This is a genomic window from Microbacterium testaceum StLB037, assembly GCF_900104345.1.
GTDB lineage: Bacteria > Actinomycetota > Actinomycetes > Actinomycetales > Microbacteriaceae > Microbacterium > Microbacterium testaceum_A.
Genome location: NZ_FNJN01000003.1, coordinates 338,418 through 356,548, shown reverse-complemented (window position 1 = coordinate 356,548; position 18,131 = coordinate 338,418). Strand labels below are relative to the sequence as shown.

Annotated in this window: 19 protein-coding genes; 18 read left to right on the top strand and 1 reads right to left on the bottom strand. The window is 69.7% G+C overall.

Translation table 11 applies throughout. The annotated features are described in order from the left end of the window. Nucleotides 1–42: 42 nt before the first annotated feature. The 10 genes from BLS25_RS07945 (at nucleotide 43) to BLS25_RS07900 (ending at nucleotide 9,267) form a co-directional block, all read left to right on the top strand. Nucleotides 43–390: an HIT domain-containing protein gene (locus BLS25_RS07945; protein ID WP_056232343.1), complete on the top strand. Its 348-nt coding sequence runs from the start codon at nucleotides 43–45 to the stop codon at nucleotides 388–390. Between the two features lie 49 nt (nucleotides 391–439). After that, nucleotides 440–1,465: a PhoH family protein gene (locus BLS25_RS07940; protein ID WP_235557024.1), complete on the top strand. Its 1,026-nt coding sequence runs from the start codon at nucleotides 440–442 to the stop codon at nucleotides 1,463–1,465. Continuing rightward, complete coding sequence (gene ybeY / locus BLS25_RS07935) at nucleotides 1,462–1,929, top strand: rRNA maturation RNase YbeY (RefSeq protein WP_074695013.1); 468 nt, start codon at nucleotides 1,462–1,464, stop codon at nucleotides 1,927–1,929. Before BLS25_RS07940 ends, ybeY begins: the two co-directional genes overlap by 4 nt. Next, complete coding sequence (locus BLS25_RS07930) at nucleotides 1,926–3,236, top strand: hemolysin family protein (RefSeq protein WP_074695012.1); 1,311 nt, start codon at nucleotides 1,926–1,928, stop codon at nucleotides 3,234–3,236. The genes ybeY and BLS25_RS07930 overlap by 4 nt, the downstream gene beginning before the upstream one ends. After that, nucleotides 3,233–4,126 (top strand): GTPase Era, encoded by an 894-nt coding sequence (gene era, locus BLS25_RS07925; protein WP_056231267.1) that lies wholly within the window; start codon nucleotides 3,233–3,235, stop codon nucleotides 4,124–4,126. Before BLS25_RS07930 ends, era begins: the two co-directional genes overlap by 4 nt. A gap of 71 nt (nucleotides 4,127–4,197) precedes the next feature. Further along, complete coding sequence (locus tag BLS25_RS07920; protein WP_074695011.1) at nucleotides 4,198–5,145, top strand: quinone oxidoreductase family protein; 948 nt, start codon at nucleotides 4,198–4,200, stop codon at nucleotides 5,143–5,145. After that, entirely contained in the window at nucleotides 5,142–5,741 is a 600-nt protein-coding gene (locus BLS25_RS07915) for a GNAT family N-acetyltransferase (RefSeq protein WP_081349741.1), read from the top strand. Before BLS25_RS07920 ends, BLS25_RS07915 begins: the two co-directional genes overlap by 4 nt. A 138-nt stretch (nucleotides 5,742–5,879) precedes the next feature. Then, a complete protein-coding gene (gene leuA, locus BLS25_RS07910) occupies nucleotides 5,880–7,640 on the top strand; it encodes a 2-isopropylmalate synthase (RefSeq protein ID WP_074695010.1) in 1,761 nt (586 codons plus the stop codon). Nucleotides 7,641–7,663: 23 nt separating this feature from the next. Next, nucleotides 7,664–8,452, top strand: coding sequence for a methyltransferase domain-containing protein (locus tag BLS25_RS07905; protein WP_081349740.1), 789 nt, complete (start codon nucleotides 7,664–7,666; stop codon nucleotides 8,450–8,452). 32 nt (nucleotides 8,453–8,484) lie between these two features. After that, complete coding sequence (locus BLS25_RS07900) at nucleotides 8,485–9,267, top strand: MOSC domain-containing protein (protein WP_074695009.1); 783 nt, start codon at nucleotides 8,485–8,487, stop codon at nucleotides 9,265–9,267. 170 nt (nucleotides 9,268–9,437) lie between these two features. Here the strand turns inward: BLS25_RS07900 and BLS25_RS07895 are convergent, their stop codons facing one another. Beyond that, the gene (locus BLS25_RS07895; RefSeq protein ID WP_056231286.1) at nucleotides 9,438–10,145 is read right to left on the bottom strand and encodes a trimeric intracellular cation channel family protein; all 708 of its coding nucleotides are present in this window, start codon (nucleotides 10,143–10,145) and stop codon (nucleotides 9,438–9,440) included. Nucleotides 10,146–10,453: 308 nt separating this feature from the next. Between BLS25_RS07895 and BLS25_RS16620 the strand changes: the two genes are divergently transcribed. From BLS25_RS16620 to dnaG, 8 genes are all read left to right on the top strand, one after another. After that, complete coding sequence (locus BLS25_RS16620; protein WP_143017864.1) at nucleotides 10,454–10,645, top strand: hypothetical protein; 192 nt, start codon at nucleotides 10,454–10,456, stop codon at nucleotides 10,643–10,645. Between the two features lie 162 nt (nucleotides 10,646–10,807). Next, nucleotides 10,808–11,383, top strand: a complete 576-nt coding sequence (locus BLS25_RS07885; RefSeq protein ID WP_074695007.1) for a hypothetical protein — start codon at nucleotides 10,808–10,810, stop codon at nucleotides 11,381–11,383. 62 nt (nucleotides 11,384–11,445) lie between these two features. Then, nucleotides 11,446–12,174: a DNA repair protein RecO gene (gene recO / locus BLS25_RS07880; RefSeq protein ID WP_056231295.1), complete on the top strand. Its 729-nt coding sequence runs from the start codon at nucleotides 11,446–11,448 to the stop codon at nucleotides 12,172–12,174. Then, on the top strand, nucleotides 12,171–12,974 hold the full coding sequence (locus BLS25_RS07875; protein WP_074695006.1) for an isoprenyl transferase: 804 nt from the start codon (nucleotides 12,171–12,173) through the stop codon (nucleotides 12,972–12,974). Before recO ends, BLS25_RS07875 begins: the two co-directional genes overlap by 4 nt. Before the next feature lie 49 nt (nucleotides 12,975–13,023). After that, complete coding sequence (locus tag BLS25_RS07870; RefSeq protein WP_056231304.1) at nucleotides 13,024–13,707, top strand: DsbA family oxidoreductase; 684 nt, start codon at nucleotides 13,024–13,026, stop codon at nucleotides 13,705–13,707. A gap of 91 nt (nucleotides 13,708–13,798) precedes the next feature. After that, entirely contained in the window at nucleotides 13,799–14,953 is a 1,155-nt protein-coding gene (gene dusB / locus BLS25_RS07865) for a tRNA dihydrouridine synthase DusB (protein ID WP_056231307.1), read from the top strand. Next, nucleotides 14,904–16,277 carry a deoxyguanosinetriphosphate triphosphohydrolase gene (locus tag BLS25_RS07860; protein ID WP_371129320.1) on the top strand — a complete coding sequence of 458 codons (1,374 nt, stop codon included), beginning with the start codon at nucleotides 14,904–14,906 and terminating at the stop codon, nucleotides 16,275–16,277. The genes dusB and BLS25_RS07860 overlap by 50 nt, the downstream gene beginning before the upstream one ends. Beyond that, nucleotides 16,277–18,115 carry a DNA primase gene (dnaG, locus tag BLS25_RS07855; RefSeq protein ID WP_074695004.1) on the top strand — a complete coding sequence of 613 codons (1,839 nt, stop codon included), beginning with the start codon at nucleotides 16,277–16,279 and terminating at the stop codon, nucleotides 18,113–18,115. Before BLS25_RS07860 ends, dnaG begins: the two co-directional genes overlap by 1 nt. Nucleotides 18,116–18,131: the final 16 nt, after the last annotated feature.

The following is an 18,131-nucleotide window of genomic DNA, read 5'->3' as shown; positions in this document are numbered from 1 at the left end:
GGCCCCGCCTCGATGTCGGAGGCCCTCACTAGAATGGATGCCATGAGCGAGCCGTCGATCTTCACGCGCATCCTGCAGGGCGAGATCCCCGCCGAGATCGTCGCCGAGACCGAGAACGCCTTCGCGATCCGCGACATCGCGCCCCAGGCGCCGGTGCACCTGCTGGTGATCCCCAAGACGCAGCAATACCGCAACGTCGTCGAGCTGGCCGCGGGCGACCCCGACCTGCTCACCGAGGTCATCGGGCTCGCGAACTCCGTCGCCGCCGAGCACTCCGACGGCGACTTCCGTCTGATCTTCAACACCGGCGAGGGCGCCGGTCAGACCGTCTTCCATGTGCACGCCCACGTCCTCGCGGGCGGCCTGAACGAAAAGAGCCTGGGTGGCTGATTCCCCCGAAGAAACCGTCTCCGACCGCATCGAGGTCGACGGCGTGGCCATGGTGCAACTGCTCGGCCCGCAGGATCGCCTGCTGCGCGTCGTCGAAAAGGAGCACCCCGACGTCGACGTGCACGTGCGCGGCAACGAGATCACCCTCTCGGGCACGCCCGACGCGGTGCGCGCGGCCCGCGGCCTCGTCGACGAACTGCTCAGCATGACCCGCTCGGGTCACGGACTCGACCCGGCCGACGTGACCAGCTCGAATCGCATGCTGCGCTCCGACGGCGGACCCCGTCCGTCCGAGGTCATGGGCGAGGCGATCCTGTCGTCGCGCGGAAAGACCATCCGACCCAAGACCGCGGGTCAAAAAGAGTACGTCGACGCGATCGACGAGAACACGATCGTGTTCGGCATCGGCCCCGCCGGTACCGGCAAGACCTACCTCGCGATGGCGAAGGCCGTGCAGGCGCTGCAGCGCAAAGAGGTCAACCGCATCATCCTCACGCGTCCCGCCGTCGAGGCGGGGGAGCGGCTCGGGTTCCTCCCCGGCACGCTCACCGACAAGATCGACCCGTACCTGCGGCCGCTCTACGACGCGCTCAACGAGATGATGGACCCCGACATCGTCCCCAAGCTAATGGCGACGGGAACGATCGAGGTCGCCCCGCTGGCCTACATGCGCGGGCGCACGCTCAACGACTCGTTCGTCGTGCTCGACGAGGCGCAGAACACCACGCCCGAGCAGATGAAGATGTTCCTCACGCGCCTGGGCTTCGGCACGCGCATGGTCGTCACTGGCGACATCACGCAGGTCGACCTTCCGCAGGGCGCCTCGGGCCTGCGCCTCGTCACGCGGGTCCTCGACGACATCGACGACATCCACTTCTCGCGCCTGACCAGCGACGACGTCGTTCGACACAACCTCGTCGGCCGCATCGTCGACGCGTACAGCGAATACGACGAGAAGCGCCTGGCCGCTCGACGCGAACGCGACGAGGCCTCAGAATTCGCCACCCGTGCGGAGCGACGCGGCCCCGGTGCCGCCGGTCCCCGCGATCACCTCCCGAGACGAAACCGCTCATGACGATCGAGATCAACAACGAGTCCGACCACCAGATCGACGAGCAGGTCCTGCTGCGTCTGATGGAGTTCAACCTCCAGGAGCTGCACGTCAGCCCCGACGCCGACGTGGCCATCGTGCTCGTCGACGAGGGCGCCATGGAGTCCCTGCACGTGCAGTGGATGGACGAGCCCGGCCCCACCGACGTGCTGAGCTTCCCAATGGACGAGCTGCGTCCGGGCTCCGAAGACGCGCCGACCCCCGCGGGCCTGCTGGGCGACATCGTGCTCTGCCCGGCCGTGGCCGAGACCCAGGCGGTCGCCGCGAAGCACTCGACGCAGGATGAACTGATCCTGCTGACCACGCACGGCCTGCTGCACCTCCTCGGCTTCGACCACGCCGAGCCCGATGAGGAGCGCGAGATGTTCGGGCTGCAGCGCGAGCTCATCGCCGGCTTCCAGGCCGTCGAGCGCCAGCGCCGCGCATGACCGAGGCCCTCCTCCTCGTCGCCGCGTTCCTGCTCGTCGCCTTCGGCGGGCTGATGGCGGCGTTCGAGGCGGCCCTGGGCGTGACCTCGAGAGTCGATCTGATCGAGCTCGGATCGGGCGGCCGTAACGCTCGGGCACTGCGCCGCATCGGCGACGACACCAATGCCCACGTCACCGCCGTCTCGTTCATCCGCGTTCTGGCCGAGACGACCGCTGCCGTGCTCGTCGCCGCCGCGTTCATGCTGATCTTCGACAACATCCTGCTCGCCGTTCTGGCCGCGGCGGTGCTGATGACGGGCATCTCGTTCGTCGCCGTCGGGGCGAGCCCCCGCTCGGTCGGACGCCAGCACGCTCGGGGACTCCTCCGAGGCGGCGCGCCCGTCATCCGGGGGATGCGAATCCTGCTCGGACCTCTCGCACACGGGCTCGTGGCCGTGGGGAACCGCGTCACGCCGGGAGTCGCGCACTCGACGTCGTTCGCGTCGGAAGAGCAGTTGCTCAGCATCATCGACGAAGCGGCCGAGAACGAACTCATCGAAGAGGACGACCGCGAACTCATCCACTCGGTCTTCGACTTCACCGACCGCTATGTGCGCGAGGTCATGGTGCCCCGCACCGACATGGTGAGCGTGGACGCGACTGCCACCTCGCGCGAGGCCCTGGCCCTTTTCCTCGAGAAGGGCGTCTCGCGCATCCCCCTCGCCGACGACGAAGCCGACGATGTCGTGGGCGTGCTGTACCTGAAGGACCTCGTCCAGTTCGGCTTCCGCGACGAGGCCGGGTGGCGTGATGCTCCGATCCGTCGCATCGCGCGGCCGGCCGTCTTCGTCCCCGAGTCGATGAAGGCCGAGACGTTGCTGCAGCAGATGAAGAAAGACGCCGTGCACGTGTGCCTCGTCGTCGACGAGTACGGCGGCGTCGCGGGTCTCGTGACCCTTGAAGACCTCATCGAGGAGCTTGTGGGCGAGATCGCCGACGAGTACGACGCCCCCTCGACCGAGATCGTGGAGCTGCCCGACGGCCGATACCGCGTCAACGCGCGGCTGGGCCTCGACGAGGTCGGCGACCTGTTCGGTCTCGAGCTCGACGACGAAGACGTCGACTCGATCGGCGGGCTTCTGGGGAAGGCGCTCGGCCGTATCCCGCAGCCCGGCGCCACCGCCGAGCACTCCGGCCTCGTGATGACCGGCGGGGCCTCTCGCGGCCGCAACCGGGGCATCGCGACGGTGATCGTCGAACGGGCTGAGACGATGGACGATGAAGACGTCGAGGCCGACGCCTCGTCGCGTGAGAGGAACGACAGATGACCGACACCCGATCCGGTTTCGTGACCTTCGTGGGCCGGCCGAACGTCGGCAAGTCCACGCTGACCAACGCCCTCGTGGGCGAGAAGGTCGCCATCACGAGCGACAAGCCGCAGACCACCCGCCGCGCCATCCGCGGCATCGTCAATCGCCCGGGCGGCCAGCTCGTGGTCGTCGACACCCCCGGCATCCACCGCCCCCGTACCCTGCTCGGCCAGCGGCTCAACGACCTCGTCGAGCAGGTGCTCGGCGACGTCGACGTGATCGCGTTCTGCGCACCCGCGACCGAAAAGGTCGGCCCCGGAGATCGCCGGATCGCCGAGTCGCTCTCCGGCTACCCGCGGGCCAAGAAGGTCGCTCTGGTGACCAAGACCGACGCCGCGACGCGGGATCAGATCACCGAGCGCCTCATCGAGGTCGACGCCCTGCGCGAGGACTGGGCCGCGGTGATCCCGCTCTCGGCCGTGACGAACGACCAACTCGACGTGCTGAGCGATGAGTTGCTCGCCCTCATGCCGGTCGGGCCCGCTCTGTACGACGACGATGTGGTCACCGACGAGGCCCTCGACGACCGCATCGCGGAGATCATCCGCGAGGCCGCCCTCCACGGCGTGCGTGACGAGCTCCCGCACTCGATCGCCGTGACCGTCGACGACGTCGCCAAGCGCGAAGACAGCGACCTCACCGACGTGTGGGCCAACATCGTCGTCGAGCGCGACAGCCAGAAGGCGATCATCATCGGCAAGAAGGGCTCGCGCCTGGCCGACGTGGGTGCACGCGCACGCGCCGGCATCGAGCCGCTCGTCGGCGGACGCGTCTACCTCTCGCTCCACGTCCGCGTGGCCAAGGAGTGGCAGCGCGACCCGAAGCAGCTCGGCCGCCTGGGCTTCTGACCGACCCGGGCAGCACACCTCAGGCCGGGGGCTACGCTCAGCGGCGACGACGCGAAACGAAAGGCGTGACCATGGCCAAGAGGTGGACGGCTCCGGCTCCCGGGCCCATCGATCAGTGGAGCTTCGACGAGGTCGAGGTCGCACCCCCCGGCTCGGGTGAGGTGACGATCCGCGTGCACGCGGCGGGCGTGAACCCGGCCGATGCGAAGCACGTCGCCTCGGCGCGTCCCGGCGCGGAGTTCCCCGTGCCGATCGGCTACGAGCTGTCGGGCGAGGTGACGGCAGTCGGTCCGGATGCCGTGGGCGGCTCGGGGGAGCTGACGATCGGCGACGAGGTCGTCGCGTTCCGCGTGCAGGGCGCCTACGCGACCGACATCACGGTTCCGGCCCGCGACGTGTTCGCCAAGCCCGCGACCCTCTCGCACGCCGAGGCGGCGAACCTGCTGCTCGCGGGCACGACCGCTGCCGAGATGATCCAGGTCACCCGCGTCACCGAGGGCGAGACGGTTCTGCTGCACGCGGCCTCGGGCGCGGTGGGCGTGAGCCTGCTCCAGCAGGCGCGCGAGCTCGGCGTCCGCGTGATCGGCACGGTGGGGCCGGATGCCGAGGACTCGGCCGAACGCGTCCGTCGCTACGGCGGCATCCCGGTGGCCTACGGCGACGGCCTGCGCGGGCGCGTCGAAGAGGCGGCCGACGGCGCCCCGATCGCCGCCGCGTGGGATGCCGTGGGCAGCGACGAGGCCATCGACGTCTCTCTCGCCCTCGTGTCGGAACGCGACCGCATCGTCACGATCGTCGATCCCGAGCGCGCGAAAGCCGACGGGTTCCTCTGGATCGCCGGAGCGCGGCCCGAGAGCGCCCGTTTCCGCGACATCGCGCGTGCGCGGGTGCTCGAGCTTGCGGCATCCGGAGTCCTCGAGGTTCCCGTCGCGCGCACCTACCCCCTGGCCGAGGCCATCGCCGCTGTGCGCTTCGTCATGGACGGCCACCCCGGCGGAAAGGTCGCCCTGCTGCCGTGAGCGCGTCGCCGTTCGTCCTGCCGCCAGCGCCCGAGACCCTTGAGGTGACCAGCGAGCGGGTGCGCCTGCGCCCGTTCGAAGAGCGTGACCTCGAGGCCATGGCTGCGTACCGCGGTGACGCCGAGGTCTGCCGTTTCCTCCCGTTCGAGCCGCAGTCGCCCGACGACATCCGTGCCCGGAACGGCCATCTGATGGGCGGAACGAGTCTCGAGGGCGAGCGCGGCGGCGTGATGCTCGTGATCGAGCGCGTCGACGACGGCGCGGCGATCGGCGACCTCGTGCTCTTCCACCTCGATGCCGGAGCCGGGTCGGCCGAGGTGGGCTGGGTGGTCAGCCCCGCGGCATCCGGTCGAGGCCTCGCCACCGAAGCGGTGCGCGCGCTGATCGACACCGCATTCGACGTGTACGGACTGCGTCGGCTGACGGCGCAGATCGACGCCGACAACGTCCGCTCGGCGGCCCTCGCTGAACGGCTCGGCATGCGGCGCGAAGCGCACTTCGTCGAGAACGAGTGGTTCAAGGGCCGGTGGAGCGACTTGCTCGTCTACGCCGTGCTCGACCGCGAGTGGGCGGCCGCCCGACGGAGCGCCTCGTGAGGGACTGCTACGATCGCTCCATGCGCTTCGGTGGCCAGCTTCTTCTTAGTTGCCGCGACGAGTCCTCGATCTAAGGGCCTTCCTCGTCGCGGAGATCGTCGTCGGCCCCACCGAACGAATCTAAAGAAGCGACACATCATGAAGAACACCCAGAAGCCCACGTCCGCTCCGGTGCACAAGTACCGTCCCTTCCACGAGCAGATCCGGGTCGACCTGCCCGATCGCACGTGGCCGTCCACGCGCATCGAGGCCGCACCCCGCTGGTGCGCCGTCGACCTGCGCGACGGCAACCAGGCGTTGATCGACCCGATGAGCCCCGAGCGCAAGCGCGTCATGTTCGACCTCCTCGTGAAGATGGGCTACAAGGAGATCGAGGTCGGCTTCCCGAGCGCGAGCCAGACCGACTTCGACTTCGTCCGTCAGCTCATCGACGAGAACCTGATCCCCGACGACGTCACCATCCAGGTGCTGACCCAGGCGCGCGAGCACCTGATCGCCCGCACCTACGAGGCGATCGCCGGCGCCAAGCAGGCCATCGTGCACCTGTACAACTCCACGAGCGTGCTGCAGCGCGAGGTCGTGTTCCGCACCGACGAGCAGGGCATCGTCGACATCGCGCTCGAGGGCGCGCGCCTGTGCAAGAAGTACGAGGCGACGATTCCCCAGACCGAGGTCTACTACGAGTACTCGCCCGAGAGCTACACGGGCACCGAGCTCGAGTTCGCCCTGCGCATCTGCAACGAGGTGCTCGAGGTCTTCGAGCCGACCGCCGAGCGCAAGGTCATCCTGAATCTGCCCGCCACGGTCGAGATGGCCACGCCCAACGTCTACGCCGACTCGATCGAGTGGATGTCGCGCCACCTGAACCACCGCGAGAACGTCATCCTGTCGCTGCACCCCCACAACGACCGCGGCACCGCCGTGGCCGCCGCGGAGCTGGGCTACATGGCCGGCGCCGACCGCATCGAGGGCTGCTTGTTCGGCAACGGTGAGCGCACCGGCAACGTCGACCTGGTCGCCCTCGGCATCAACCTGCTGACGCAGGGCATCGATCCGCAGATCGACTTCAGTGACATCGACCAGGTCAAGCGCACGGTCGAGTACTGCAACCAGCTGCCCGTTCCCGAGCGCAGCCCCTGGGCCGGCGACCTCGTCTTCACCGCGTTCAGCGGGTCGCACCAGGACGCCATCAAGAAGGGCTTCGAGGCGATGGAGGCCCGCGCGACCGCCGAGGGAAAGACCGTCGACGAGATCGAGTGGGCCGTTCCCTACCTGCCGATCGACCCGAAGGATCTGGGCCGGTCGTACGAGGCGGTCATCCGCGTCAACTCGCAGTCGGGCAAGGGCGGCGTCGCGTACCTGCTGAAGGCCGACCACGCGATCGACCTGCCCCGCAAGCTCCAGATCGAGTTCTCGGGCGTCGTGCAGGCGCGGACGGATGCCGAGGGCGGCGAGGTCTCGAGCGCGCAGATCTGGGACATCTTCAACGACGAGTACCTGCCGTCGACCGTCGACGACCAGCGCTGGGGCCGCTTCGAGCTGCTGTCGACGCGCTCGTCGAGCGACATGTCGGGCGACGTACACCTCGACGTCTCGCTGCGCGACGGCGACACCACGCACCCGGCCTCGGCCGTGGGCAACGGTCCCGTCGCAGCCTTCCTCGAGATCGTGCGCGCACAGGGGTTCGATGTGACGCTGTACGACTACGTCGAGCACGCTCTCAGCTCGGGCGGCGACGCGCAGGCCGCGGCCTACGTCGAGCTGCAGGTCGACGACCAGCGCCTGTGGGGCGTGGGCATCGACGGCGACATCTCGACCGCGTCGCTCAAGGCGATCGTGTCGGGCGTGAACCGCGCGATTCGCACCCGTCAGGACTCCGGCGCCCTGGCCGGAGTCTGACCCGCGCGAAAGAGACGAAGACCGTGGCCTACGCCCACGGACACCACGAGAGCGTGCTGCGTTCCCACGCCGTGCGCACCGTCGCCGATTCGGCGGCCTATCTGGTGTCTTCGCTGTCGGCCGGCACCCGCATCCTCGATGTGGGCGCCGGCCCCGGCTCCATCACCGTCGACCTCGCCGACCGGGTCTTCCCGGGAGAGGTCGTCGGGGTGGATGCCTCGTCGGGCGTCGTCGAGGTCGCCCGCGCCGCCGCGGGGGAGCGCACGAATGTGACCTTCCGCACCGGCGACGCCTACGCCCTCGACGTGCCCGACGCTTCGTTCGACATCGTCCACGCCCACCAGGTGCTGCAGCACCTCGAGCGTCCCGTCGACGCCCTGCGGGAGTTCCGCCGCGTCGCCGGGCCCGACGGACTGGTCGCGGTGCGCGACGTCGATTACGGCGGCGTGATCTGGCATCCGCTCATCCCCGCCCTCGACGACTGGCTCGAGATCTACCACGGCGTGCACCGCGGCTCGTCGGGCGAGCCCGACGCGGGTCGGCGGCTCAAGGCGTGGGCCCGCGAGGCGGGGTTCACCCGCATCGAGGCCAGCGCGAGCGTATGGGTGTTCGACACCCCCGATAAGCGCGCGTGGTGGGGCGGCATGTGGGCCGATCGCGTTCTCGCCTCCGCGTTCGCCGGACACGCGAAGCGCCTCGGCCTGGCCGACGACGCGCAGCTGCAGCGCATCTCGGACGCGTGGCGCGAGTGGGCCGAGCACCCCGACGGGTGGATCCTGCTGCCGCACGGCGAGGTTCTCGCCCGCTGGTGATCGCGAGTGGGCGTCGATGCGAGGATGAGACCGTGATCCGTGTCGACGCCCTCTACCGCTACCCCGTGAAGGGCTTCACGCCCGAGGAACGCGACAGCCTCGTCATCCAGGACGACGGCCGTGTTCAGGGGGACCGCTCGCTCGTGTTCCGCTTCGCCGATGCCCTCGAGCCGGCGGATGCCACGTTCCCCAAGAGTCGCGGACTCGCGCTCATGACCTTCCCGACGTTGGCGCGCGTCGAGCTCGCCCTCGACGATGAGGCGCTGACGCTGCGGCTCCGGGTCGACGACATCGACGTCACCGCCGATCTCAGCGACGAGGGCCGCGCCCGACTCAGCAAAGCGGTCACCGCCTATCTGCGCACGACGAGCGATGCGAAGCTGCTCGAGGCCGACGGCATCCTGCCCCTGGGTCTTCTCGGTGACGGTCGCACCGCACGCTTCCAGGACCGCCCGCGCGGATTCATCTCGCTGCATGGCGCCGCCTCGGTCGAAGAGGTGGATGCCGCGGTGCCCGCGCCCGTCGACGATCGCCGCTTCCGCTCGAACATCGTCGTCGGCGGCACCGCGCCGTGGGGCGAACTCGAGTGGCGGGGCCGCGTGCGGATCGGCGAGGTCGAGTTCGAGGTGCAGAAGCCGATCGAGCGCTGCGCCGCGATCACCGCGAACCCCGACACGGGGGTGCGCGACGCCCGGCTGCTGCGCGTGCTGACCACGGAGTTCGGTCAGTCCGAGCCGACGCTGGGCATCCTGCTGCTGCCGGTCGCCGACGGCGGCACGATCCGCGTCGGCGACGACGTCACGCCCCTCGCCTGACGGCGCATCCCCGCGTGAGGGGTCGGAAACTGTCGCTTCCGCCTGTTCCAGGCGACACAAGATGACCCCCGCGCGCGCAGGCCCCGCCGCATCGCGTGAGGGGTCGGAAACTGTCGCTTCCGCCCGGGCCAGGCGACACGAGATGACCCCTCACGCGCGCGGCGCCTGGCTCACTCCGACTCGTCGACCCGGATGATCGGGATGCCGGTAGTCTCGACCGCGACCTTGCGGCGGTAGATCTTGCGCTGCTCGGGTAGCGAGAGGTCGAAGATCACGGCGAGAACGCGGATGATCGTCGTCACGATCACGCCGATCACCGCCGCGACCGGAAGCGGCACCCCGAACGCCGCGGTGGTCGCCAACACGACGCACCCGCCACCGGCGGCGACCGCGTACAGCGAACCGACGTGCATGATCGCGACCGGCAGCCCCATCAGCACGTCGCGCAGCACGCTGCCCCCGGCCGCGGCGAGCACGCCGACGAACACCGCGGGAACCGCCGGCATGCCGAGGGCGAGCGCCTTCGACGTGCCGAAGGCGCCGAACAGGCCGATCACCACGGCGTCGAGCATGACGATCGCGCGGTTCAGCCGCTGGAAGATCCCCGACAGCAGCATGCCGACGATCGAGGCGAGCGTCGCGGTGATCAGGTACCAGTTGCTCTGCAGCGTCGCGGGGGTGAGCCCCAGCAGCAGATCGCGGATGAGACCACCGCCCATGCCGAGCAGGATGCCGATGATCGCCACCCCGAGCAGATCGAGGCGCCGCTGCCCCTGGAAGCCGGACGCGAACAGCGCGCCCTGCACACCACCCAGGGCGACGGCGGTGAGATCCGCCCACAGGGGGATGACGAAGACCGAGGCGTTCACGGCATCCATTCTCCGGGAAGGGGTTCGAGCACGGGGGGAGGCGCGGCATAGTCTCCGCGTATGGACCCCGCGTACCTCCGCTCGGATGCCGCGACCCTTCTCACGGCGCTGACACCAGGGAAGAAGCGCCGATCGACGATTCGCGGCATCCTCTCGACGTGGGACATGGTCCAGGTGGGCATGCCGAGCCGGGAAACCCTCGAGGCCACCGCGGGAGCGCTCAGCGCGGCGAAACTGATAACCATCGATGACGACTGGCGGCTCAGTCTCACCGCCGAGGGTGCCGGATACGGGCGATCCCCTCCGGATGGGCGGGGATGCGCACATTGCCTTCGGTGATCGAGAAGCACCTCCCGCCCCTCGCCACCGACCCGCACGTGACGCTGCCCGCCGAGCTGTACGACAGCGCTCGCGCCGATCACCTGCGACCGAGGCGCGGAACGCCTCGCGGGCTGCGATGGTTCCTCGAATGGGGTCAGCCCAGCTGGCGGTGCAATCGCGACCGCTGAGCAGCGCGCGTTAGCACCGCGCGCGAGCCCACGTCCAGCGGTGACGCGCGTGACGAGTGTGCGGTTGTATCGGTGAGGGGGCTGATCCGATGCGCCTGGAGTGTCGAGGCGGTCAGCAACCGCGGAAAAGGAACGCACATGCACGGGGGGGCGAATTCGAGTGTGGCCGTCGCCGTACTCATCGCGGGAGTCATCACCACCATTGTCACCGCGATCATCAGGCGATCGCCTTCGCGCGCGACCGCGCGCGCCACCCGAGAGGGCGTGCTCTTCGTGGTCTCGACGCGGATGTGGCAGCGCGTGCTCATCCGCACCGTCGGCATCGCCGTCCTCCCGTTGGCGGTCATGCTCCTATTGGCGGCCGCCTTCGTCCGCGACCCTGAGATCGGAATGGTCATCGCGGGGGCGGCGATGCTCGTCGGGGGCATCCTGTTCACCCTCCTCGCCCGGGGCATGAAGCGGATGCGTCTCGAGGTCACCCCCGACTCCGTGTGGTCGTTCGGTCTGGTGCGCGGACCGAACGCGGTGCCGCTGGCCGAGATCACCCGGTTGGAGCCGAACCCCGGCGACCGGTTCGGCGGCATCCTCGCGAAGACGGAGGGCACGACCCGATTCGGTGCGACCCGACTCATGCTGGGCTACCCCCAGCTGATCGACTTCTTGCAGCACACCCGCCCCGACCTGCCGATTCCCGACGGGTCGTGGCCCCTTCAGCAGAGAGCGGCGACCGCCCGCTGAGCCTGGCGGCGCGCCAGGGCGACGCGCAGCCGCTTCCCGGGGGAGCGGGCGGATAATGGACTGTGCCCACCTACCGCGACGAAGTCGTGGTCCTGCGTACCCACAAGCTCGGGGAGGCGGACCGCATCCTCACCCTGCTCAGCCGCCGCAACGGCAAGATCCGCGCGGTCGCGAAGGGCGTGCGCCGCACCTCGTCGAAGTTCGGTTCGCGCCTCGAGCCGTTCATGGTCGCCGACGTGCAGCTGTTCAAGGGGCGCAACCTCGATATCGTGCAGCAGGCCGAGTCGCTCGGGTCGTACGGGGCCGAGATCGTGGCGGACTACGACGTCTACACCACGGCCAGCGCCATGGTCGAGACCGCCGATCGCCTCAACGAGGCCGAGGCGACGCCCCAGCAATACCTGCTGCTGGTCGGTGGACTGCGATCCCTCGCCCGCGGTGAGCATTCCGAGCGCAGCGTGCTCGACTCGTACCTCCTGCGCGCGATGGCGCTGTCGGGGTGGGCGCCCGGTCTGACCGAGTGCGCACGCTGCGGCACTATCGGCGACCACGATTACTTCCTCCCGCAGCTCGGCGGGGTCGTCTGCTCGACCTGCGCCCCCGCGGGCTCGCCGCGCGTCGCACGCGACACGGTCGACATGCTCCGCGCCCTGATGGCCGGGGAGTGGGAGACGATCGACGCCGCCCCCGGTCGCACGATCGCGGCGGCCTCGGGCCTCGTGGCCGCGTACGCGCAGTTCCACCTGGAGCGCGGCATCCGCTCCCTCTCGCACCTGGAGTCGCATCGATGACACCCAAGCCGTTCACGCACCGCGACGCCGTGCCGTACCGCCCCCTCGACTGGACGGGCGAGTACCCGCCGGCCTTCCCGAAGGGCGCGGTTCCCGAGCACGTCGCGATCGTGATGGACGGCAACGGTCGCTGGGCCAACCGGCAGGGCTTGACCCGTGTCGAGGGCCATCGCGCGGGAGAGGCTGCGCTGCTGGACGTCGTGGCCGGCGCCATCCAGGCGGGCGTGAAGCACCTGTCGGTCTACGCTTTCTCGACCGAGAACTGGTCGCGCTCACCCGACGAGGTGCGCTTCCTCATGGGATTCAACCGCGAGGTGCTGCACCGCCGCCGCGATCAGCTCAACGAGTGGGGTGTGCGCATCCGCTGGTCGGGTCGCAAGCCGCGCCTGTGGGGCTCGGTCATCAAAGAGCTGCAGCACGCCGAACGTCTCACCGAGGGCAACTCCACCCTGACCCTGACGATGTGCGTCAACTACGGCGGTCGCGTCGAGATCGTGGATGCCGTGCGCCGCATCGGCGACGACATCGCGTCCGGCAAGCTCAAGCCCTCGGCCGTGACCGAGAAGCTCATCCGCAAGAACCTGTACCAGCCCGACATGCCCGACGTCGACCTGTTCGTGCGCTCGAGCGGCGAGCAGCGCACCTCGAACTTCCTGCTCTGGGAGTCGGCATACGCCGAGATGGTGTTCCTCGACACCCTGTGGCCCGACTTCCGTCGCACGCACCTGTGGGAGGCCATCGGGCACTACCAGTCGCGCGATCGCCGGTTCGGCGGGGCTGTGGACAAGCCGACGACGTGATCGATGCCGTTGACGGAATAGATCGGCGATTCGAAAGGTTGCACGCGATATGACGGATGCCATCAAGATCGACGTGTGGAGTGACATCGCTTGCCCCTGGTGCTACATCGGCAAGCGAAACCTCGAGAACGGCCTGGCCGCCACGGCCGCTGACGACGACGCCCCGGTCGTCGAGATCGAGTACCACTCGTTCGAGCTCTCGCCCGACACCCCCGAGGACTTCGACGGGGGAGAGGTCGATTACCTCTCGCAGCACAAGGGCATCTCGCCCGAGTCCGCTCGCGAGATGCTCGACCGCGTGACCGGCGTCGCCGCCGATGCCGGCCTCGCATACCGCTTCGACATCCTCAAGCACACCAACACTGTGAAGGCGCACGAACTGCTGCACTTCGCGAAGGAGAACGGCAAGCAGCTCGAGCTCGCCGAGGTGCTCATGTCGGCGTACTTCCTCGAGGGAAAGCACGTCGGTCGCGACGACGACCTCGTCGCCCTCGCGGTCGAGGTCGGTCTCGACGAGGCGGAGGCCCGCGAGGCCCTCGCCTCGCAGCGCTTCCGCGCGGCCGTCCGCGCCGACCAGGAGCAGGCCCGCCAGTTCGGCATCACCGGCGTGCCCTTCTTCGTCATCGACGGCAAGTACGGCGTCAGTGGCGCGCAGCCGGTCGAGGCCTTCAGCCAGATCGCCCGCCAGGTGTGGGGCGAGCGTCGCGAGGCCACGGAGACCGCCGACGCGTGAGGCTCCTCCACAGCGGTGCCCGTTTCCGATTCGCCGGGAGCGGGCACCGCTGTCGTTATCCGTCTGGGAGAATGGTGAAGTGAATACGGTAATGGCTCCGACGCGGTCCCTCCGCATCGGCAACATCGAACTCGACGCTCCCGTCGTGCTCGCCCCGATGGCCGGCATCACGAACACGGCGTTCCGCCGCCTGTGTCGCGAGTACGGTGCCGGGCTCTACGTGAGCGAGATGATCACGACCCGCGCGCTGGTCGAGCGCAACGAGACGACGATGCGACTCATCCAGCATCATGAGTCCGAGACCCCGCGTTCGATTCAGCTCTACGGCGTCGACCCGTCCACCGTCGAGGCCGCGGTGCAGATGATCGTCGCCGAAGACCACGCCGACCACATCGACCTCAACTTCGGCTGCCCCGTGCCCAAGGTCACGCGACGCGGCGGGGGAGCGGCCCTGCCGTGGAAGACCTCGCTGTTCCGCGAGATCGTCGAACGCGCCGTCAAGGCCGCGGGCGACAAGCCGCTGACCATCAAGATGCGCAAGGGCATCGACGCCGACCACCTCACCTACCTCGAGGCCGGGCGCATCGCCGAGGGCGCGGGCGTCGCCTCGATCGCGCTGCACGCCCGCACGGCATCCGAGTTCTACTCGGGTCAGGCCGACTGGGCGGCGATCACCACGCTCAAAGAGACGGTCACGAGCGTTCCGGTGCTCGGCAACGGCGACATCTGGTCGGCCGATGACGCCGTGCGCATGATGGACGAGACCGGCTGCGACGGCGTCGTCGTCGGCCGCGGCTGCCTCGGCCGCCCGTGGCTGTTCGGCGACCTGGCGCGCGCGCTGGGGGGACCGGGTGCCGCCCACGGCGAGCCCGTCGACGCCACGCTCGGTTTCGTCGCGAAAGCCTTCCGTCGTCACGCCGAACTGCTCGTGGAGTTCTTCGAAGACGAGGGGCGCGGATGCCGTGACATTCGCAAGCACGTCGCCTGGTACTTCAAGGGCTACCCCGTCGGAGGCGAGCTGCGCGCGAGCCTCGCGACCGCGTCGACCCTCGACGAGATCGACGAGCTGCTGGCCACGATGGAACTCGACGCCCCGTACCCGGGTGCAGCGGCCGAGGGGCAGCGCGGTCGTGCGGGCACGCCGAAGCGCCCGGCCCTTCCCGACGGCTGGCTCGACTCCCGCGAGATCGGCCACGATGCCGGTCGCGCGCTCGCCGACGCGGAGTTGCACCACAGTGGCGGTTGAGGCGTCGCCGGCGGTCGCTCGACCGCTCGGCTACGACGACGTCGACGCGGCGCGCTTCCACGTCGAGAACCACCGCTCCCAGCGCGACGACTTCGCGCGCGATCGCGCCCGCGTGCTGCACTCCGCGGCGCTGCGCCGCCTCGCCGCGAAGACTCAGGTGCTCAGTCCCGCGAGCCCCGCCGACTTCGCCCGCAACCGCCTCACGCACTCGCTCGAGGTCGCGCAGGTGGGACGTGAGCTCGCGACGGCCCTGCAGCTGTCGCCCGACGTCGTCGACACCGCGTGCTTGAGCCACGACCTCGGACACCCGCCCTTCGGCCACAACGGCGAGCGTGCGCTCAACGAGTGGGCCGAAGACATCGGCGGATTCGAGGGCAACGCGCAGACCCTGCGCATCCTCACGCGCCTCGAACCGAAGTCGTTCGGCGCCGACGGCGAGCCGTACGGCCTCAACCTCACCCGCGCGAGCCTCGACGCCACGTGCAAGTACCCGTGGACGGTCGACGAGCCGGTGCCCGACCCGGGCGGCCGCTTGAAGTTCGGCGTCTACCCCGACGACGAGCCGGTGTTCCACTGGATGCGCGGCGGAGCCCCCGCCCGTCAGCGCTGCATCGAGGCCGAGGTCATGGACCTCTCGGACGACATCGCCTACTCGGTGCACGACTTCGAAGACGCGATGGTCAACCGTTACGTCGACCCGGCCCGCCTCGCCTCGCGCGTCGGTCGCGAGGGCCTGCTCGACGCGATCCAGCGCTGGGTGGGCTACGACTTCGTGCGCGACGACCTCGCCGCGGGCCTCGAGCGCCTCATGGCCATGCCCGAATGGATCACCACGTTCGACGGCACGCGCCCCGCGCTCGCGCGGCTGAAGAACCTCACGTCCGACTTGATCGGCCGCTTCGCACGCGCCGCCACCGCCGCCACGCGCGAGGCGTACCCCGCCGACGAGCTGACCCGCTACCGCGCCCACGTCATCGTGCCCGCCGAGGTCGAGGTCGAGATGGCGGTGCTCAAGGGCATCATCGGCGCCACCGTCGTGTCGATCGACGGCCGCAAGGTGCTGTACCGCGAGCAGCGCCACGTTCTCAAGCGCTTGGCATCCGCCCTCTGGGAGAACCCCGGCGCCCTCGACGCCCTGCACGCCCCCGACTTCGCCGCGGCCACCGACGACGCCGCGCGCCGCCGCGTCGTGGTCGACCAGGTCGCGAGCCTGACCGATCAGCTCGCGATCGCGTGGCACGGCCGGCTCGTGGGAGAAGTGGATGCCGCCGAGCTCGGCGTCTGGGCTCCCGGCGCCCGCGCCGCCCGGGGAGCGGATGCCTGATGCCCCGCATCCGCCAGTCCGACGTCGACGAGGTCAAGGCGCGGGTCAACATCGCCGATGTCGTCGGTGAGCGCGTCGCGCTGAAGTCGGCGGGCGTCGGGTCGATGAAGGGCCTGTGCCCCTTCCACGACGAGCGGAGCCCGAGCTTCCACGTGCGGCCGCAGGTCGGGTACTACCACTGCTTCGGCTGCGGCGAATCGGGCGACGTGTACTCGTTCCTCCGCGCGATGGACCACGTCTCGTTCACCGAGGCCGTCGAACGCATGGCCGCGCGCGTCGGATTCACGCTGCACTACGAAGACGGCGGGCCCGCGCCCGAAACGACCGGCCGCTCGCGCCTGTACGCCGCGAACGCGGCGGCGGCGGAGTACTTCCGCGCACAGCTCATGACGCCCGAGGCCGACACCGGCCGCCGCTTCCTCGGCGATCGCGGGTTCGACGCGGGCGCGGCCGCTCACTTCGGCGTCGGCTACGCCCCGAAGGGCTGGTCGCACCTCATGGACCACCTGCTCGCGCAGAAGTTCACCCGCGACGAACTGCTGCAGGCGGGGCTGGTCTCGCAGGGGCAGCGCGGCGTCTACGACCGCTTCCGCGGGCGGCTCGTCTGGCCCATCCGCGACGTCACCGGGCAGGTCATCGGCTTCGGCGCGCGCAAGCTCTATGACGACGACCAGGGCCCCAAGTACCTCAACACCCCCGAGACGCCGATCTACAAGAAGGCGCAGGTACTGTACGGCCTCGATCTCGCCAAGCGCGACATCTCGCGGTCGCACCGGGTCGTCGTGGTCGAGGGCTACACCGACGTCATGGCCTGCCATCTCGCGGGTATCACCACCGCGATCGCGTCGTGCGGTACCGCCTTCGGCAGCGACCACATCACGGTGCTGCGGCGAGTGATGGGCGATGACAGCTCGTCGGGCGAGGTCGTCTTCACCTTCGATCCGGATGCCGCGGGGCAGAAAGCGGCGCTACGCGCCTTCGCCGATGAGAAGCGCTTCGCGGCGCAGACGTACGTCGCCGTCGCCCCCGAGGGCCTCGATCCGTGCGACCTGCGCCTGCAGCGCGGCGACGGAGCCGTGCGCGCGTTGATGGAGAACAAGGCGCCCATGTTCGAGTTCGTCATCGATCAGCGCCTCAAGGACTTCGACCTCTCCAGCGTCGAGGGTCGGGCCGGCGCCCTGCGCGCGGCGGCGCCCATCGTGGCCGACATCCGCGACCCCGCGCTCCGCCCGGGATACGTCCGCGTGCTCGCACGCCGCCTCGGTCTCGACATGCCCGAGGTGCAGTCGGCCGTCGAGCGCGCGGCCCGCGGCGCCGACCGCGCCGAGAAGCGCGAGACGCGGAGAGACAGCGAGCCCGCACCGATCGCGATCTCGGTCACGATGGCATCGCTCCCGAACAATCGCGATGTCGCCCTCGAACGCGGCGCGATGATGGCCTTCCTCCAGTACGGCCACCGCATCGAGCCGGACGTGTTCCTGCGGGCGCTGCAGACGCCATTCAGCCATCCCGCGCTCGAGGCCGTTCGCAGTGCCCTGGCATCCACCGACCTGTCCCAACCCGGCTGGGCCGTCGCCGCGGTCGAGGCCGTCCGCGAGCCCTTCCGGTCGCTCGCGGCGGAGTTGCTGACCGCCGAGTTCCCGGCGCGCACCGAAGAGGGAGCTGTCGCCTCGGCGAACGACCTCGCGCGGGGCCTGCTCGTGCGCGAGCTCGAGCGCGAGAAGAACGAATTGCTCCGCGGCATCCAGCGGGTTCCCGCCGATTCCGACGAGGGCAAGAGACTGCGCTTCCGCCTGCGCGAGCTGGACGCCGATCGTCAGCGACTCGTCGCGACCTGACGGCTTGCTGCCGCGC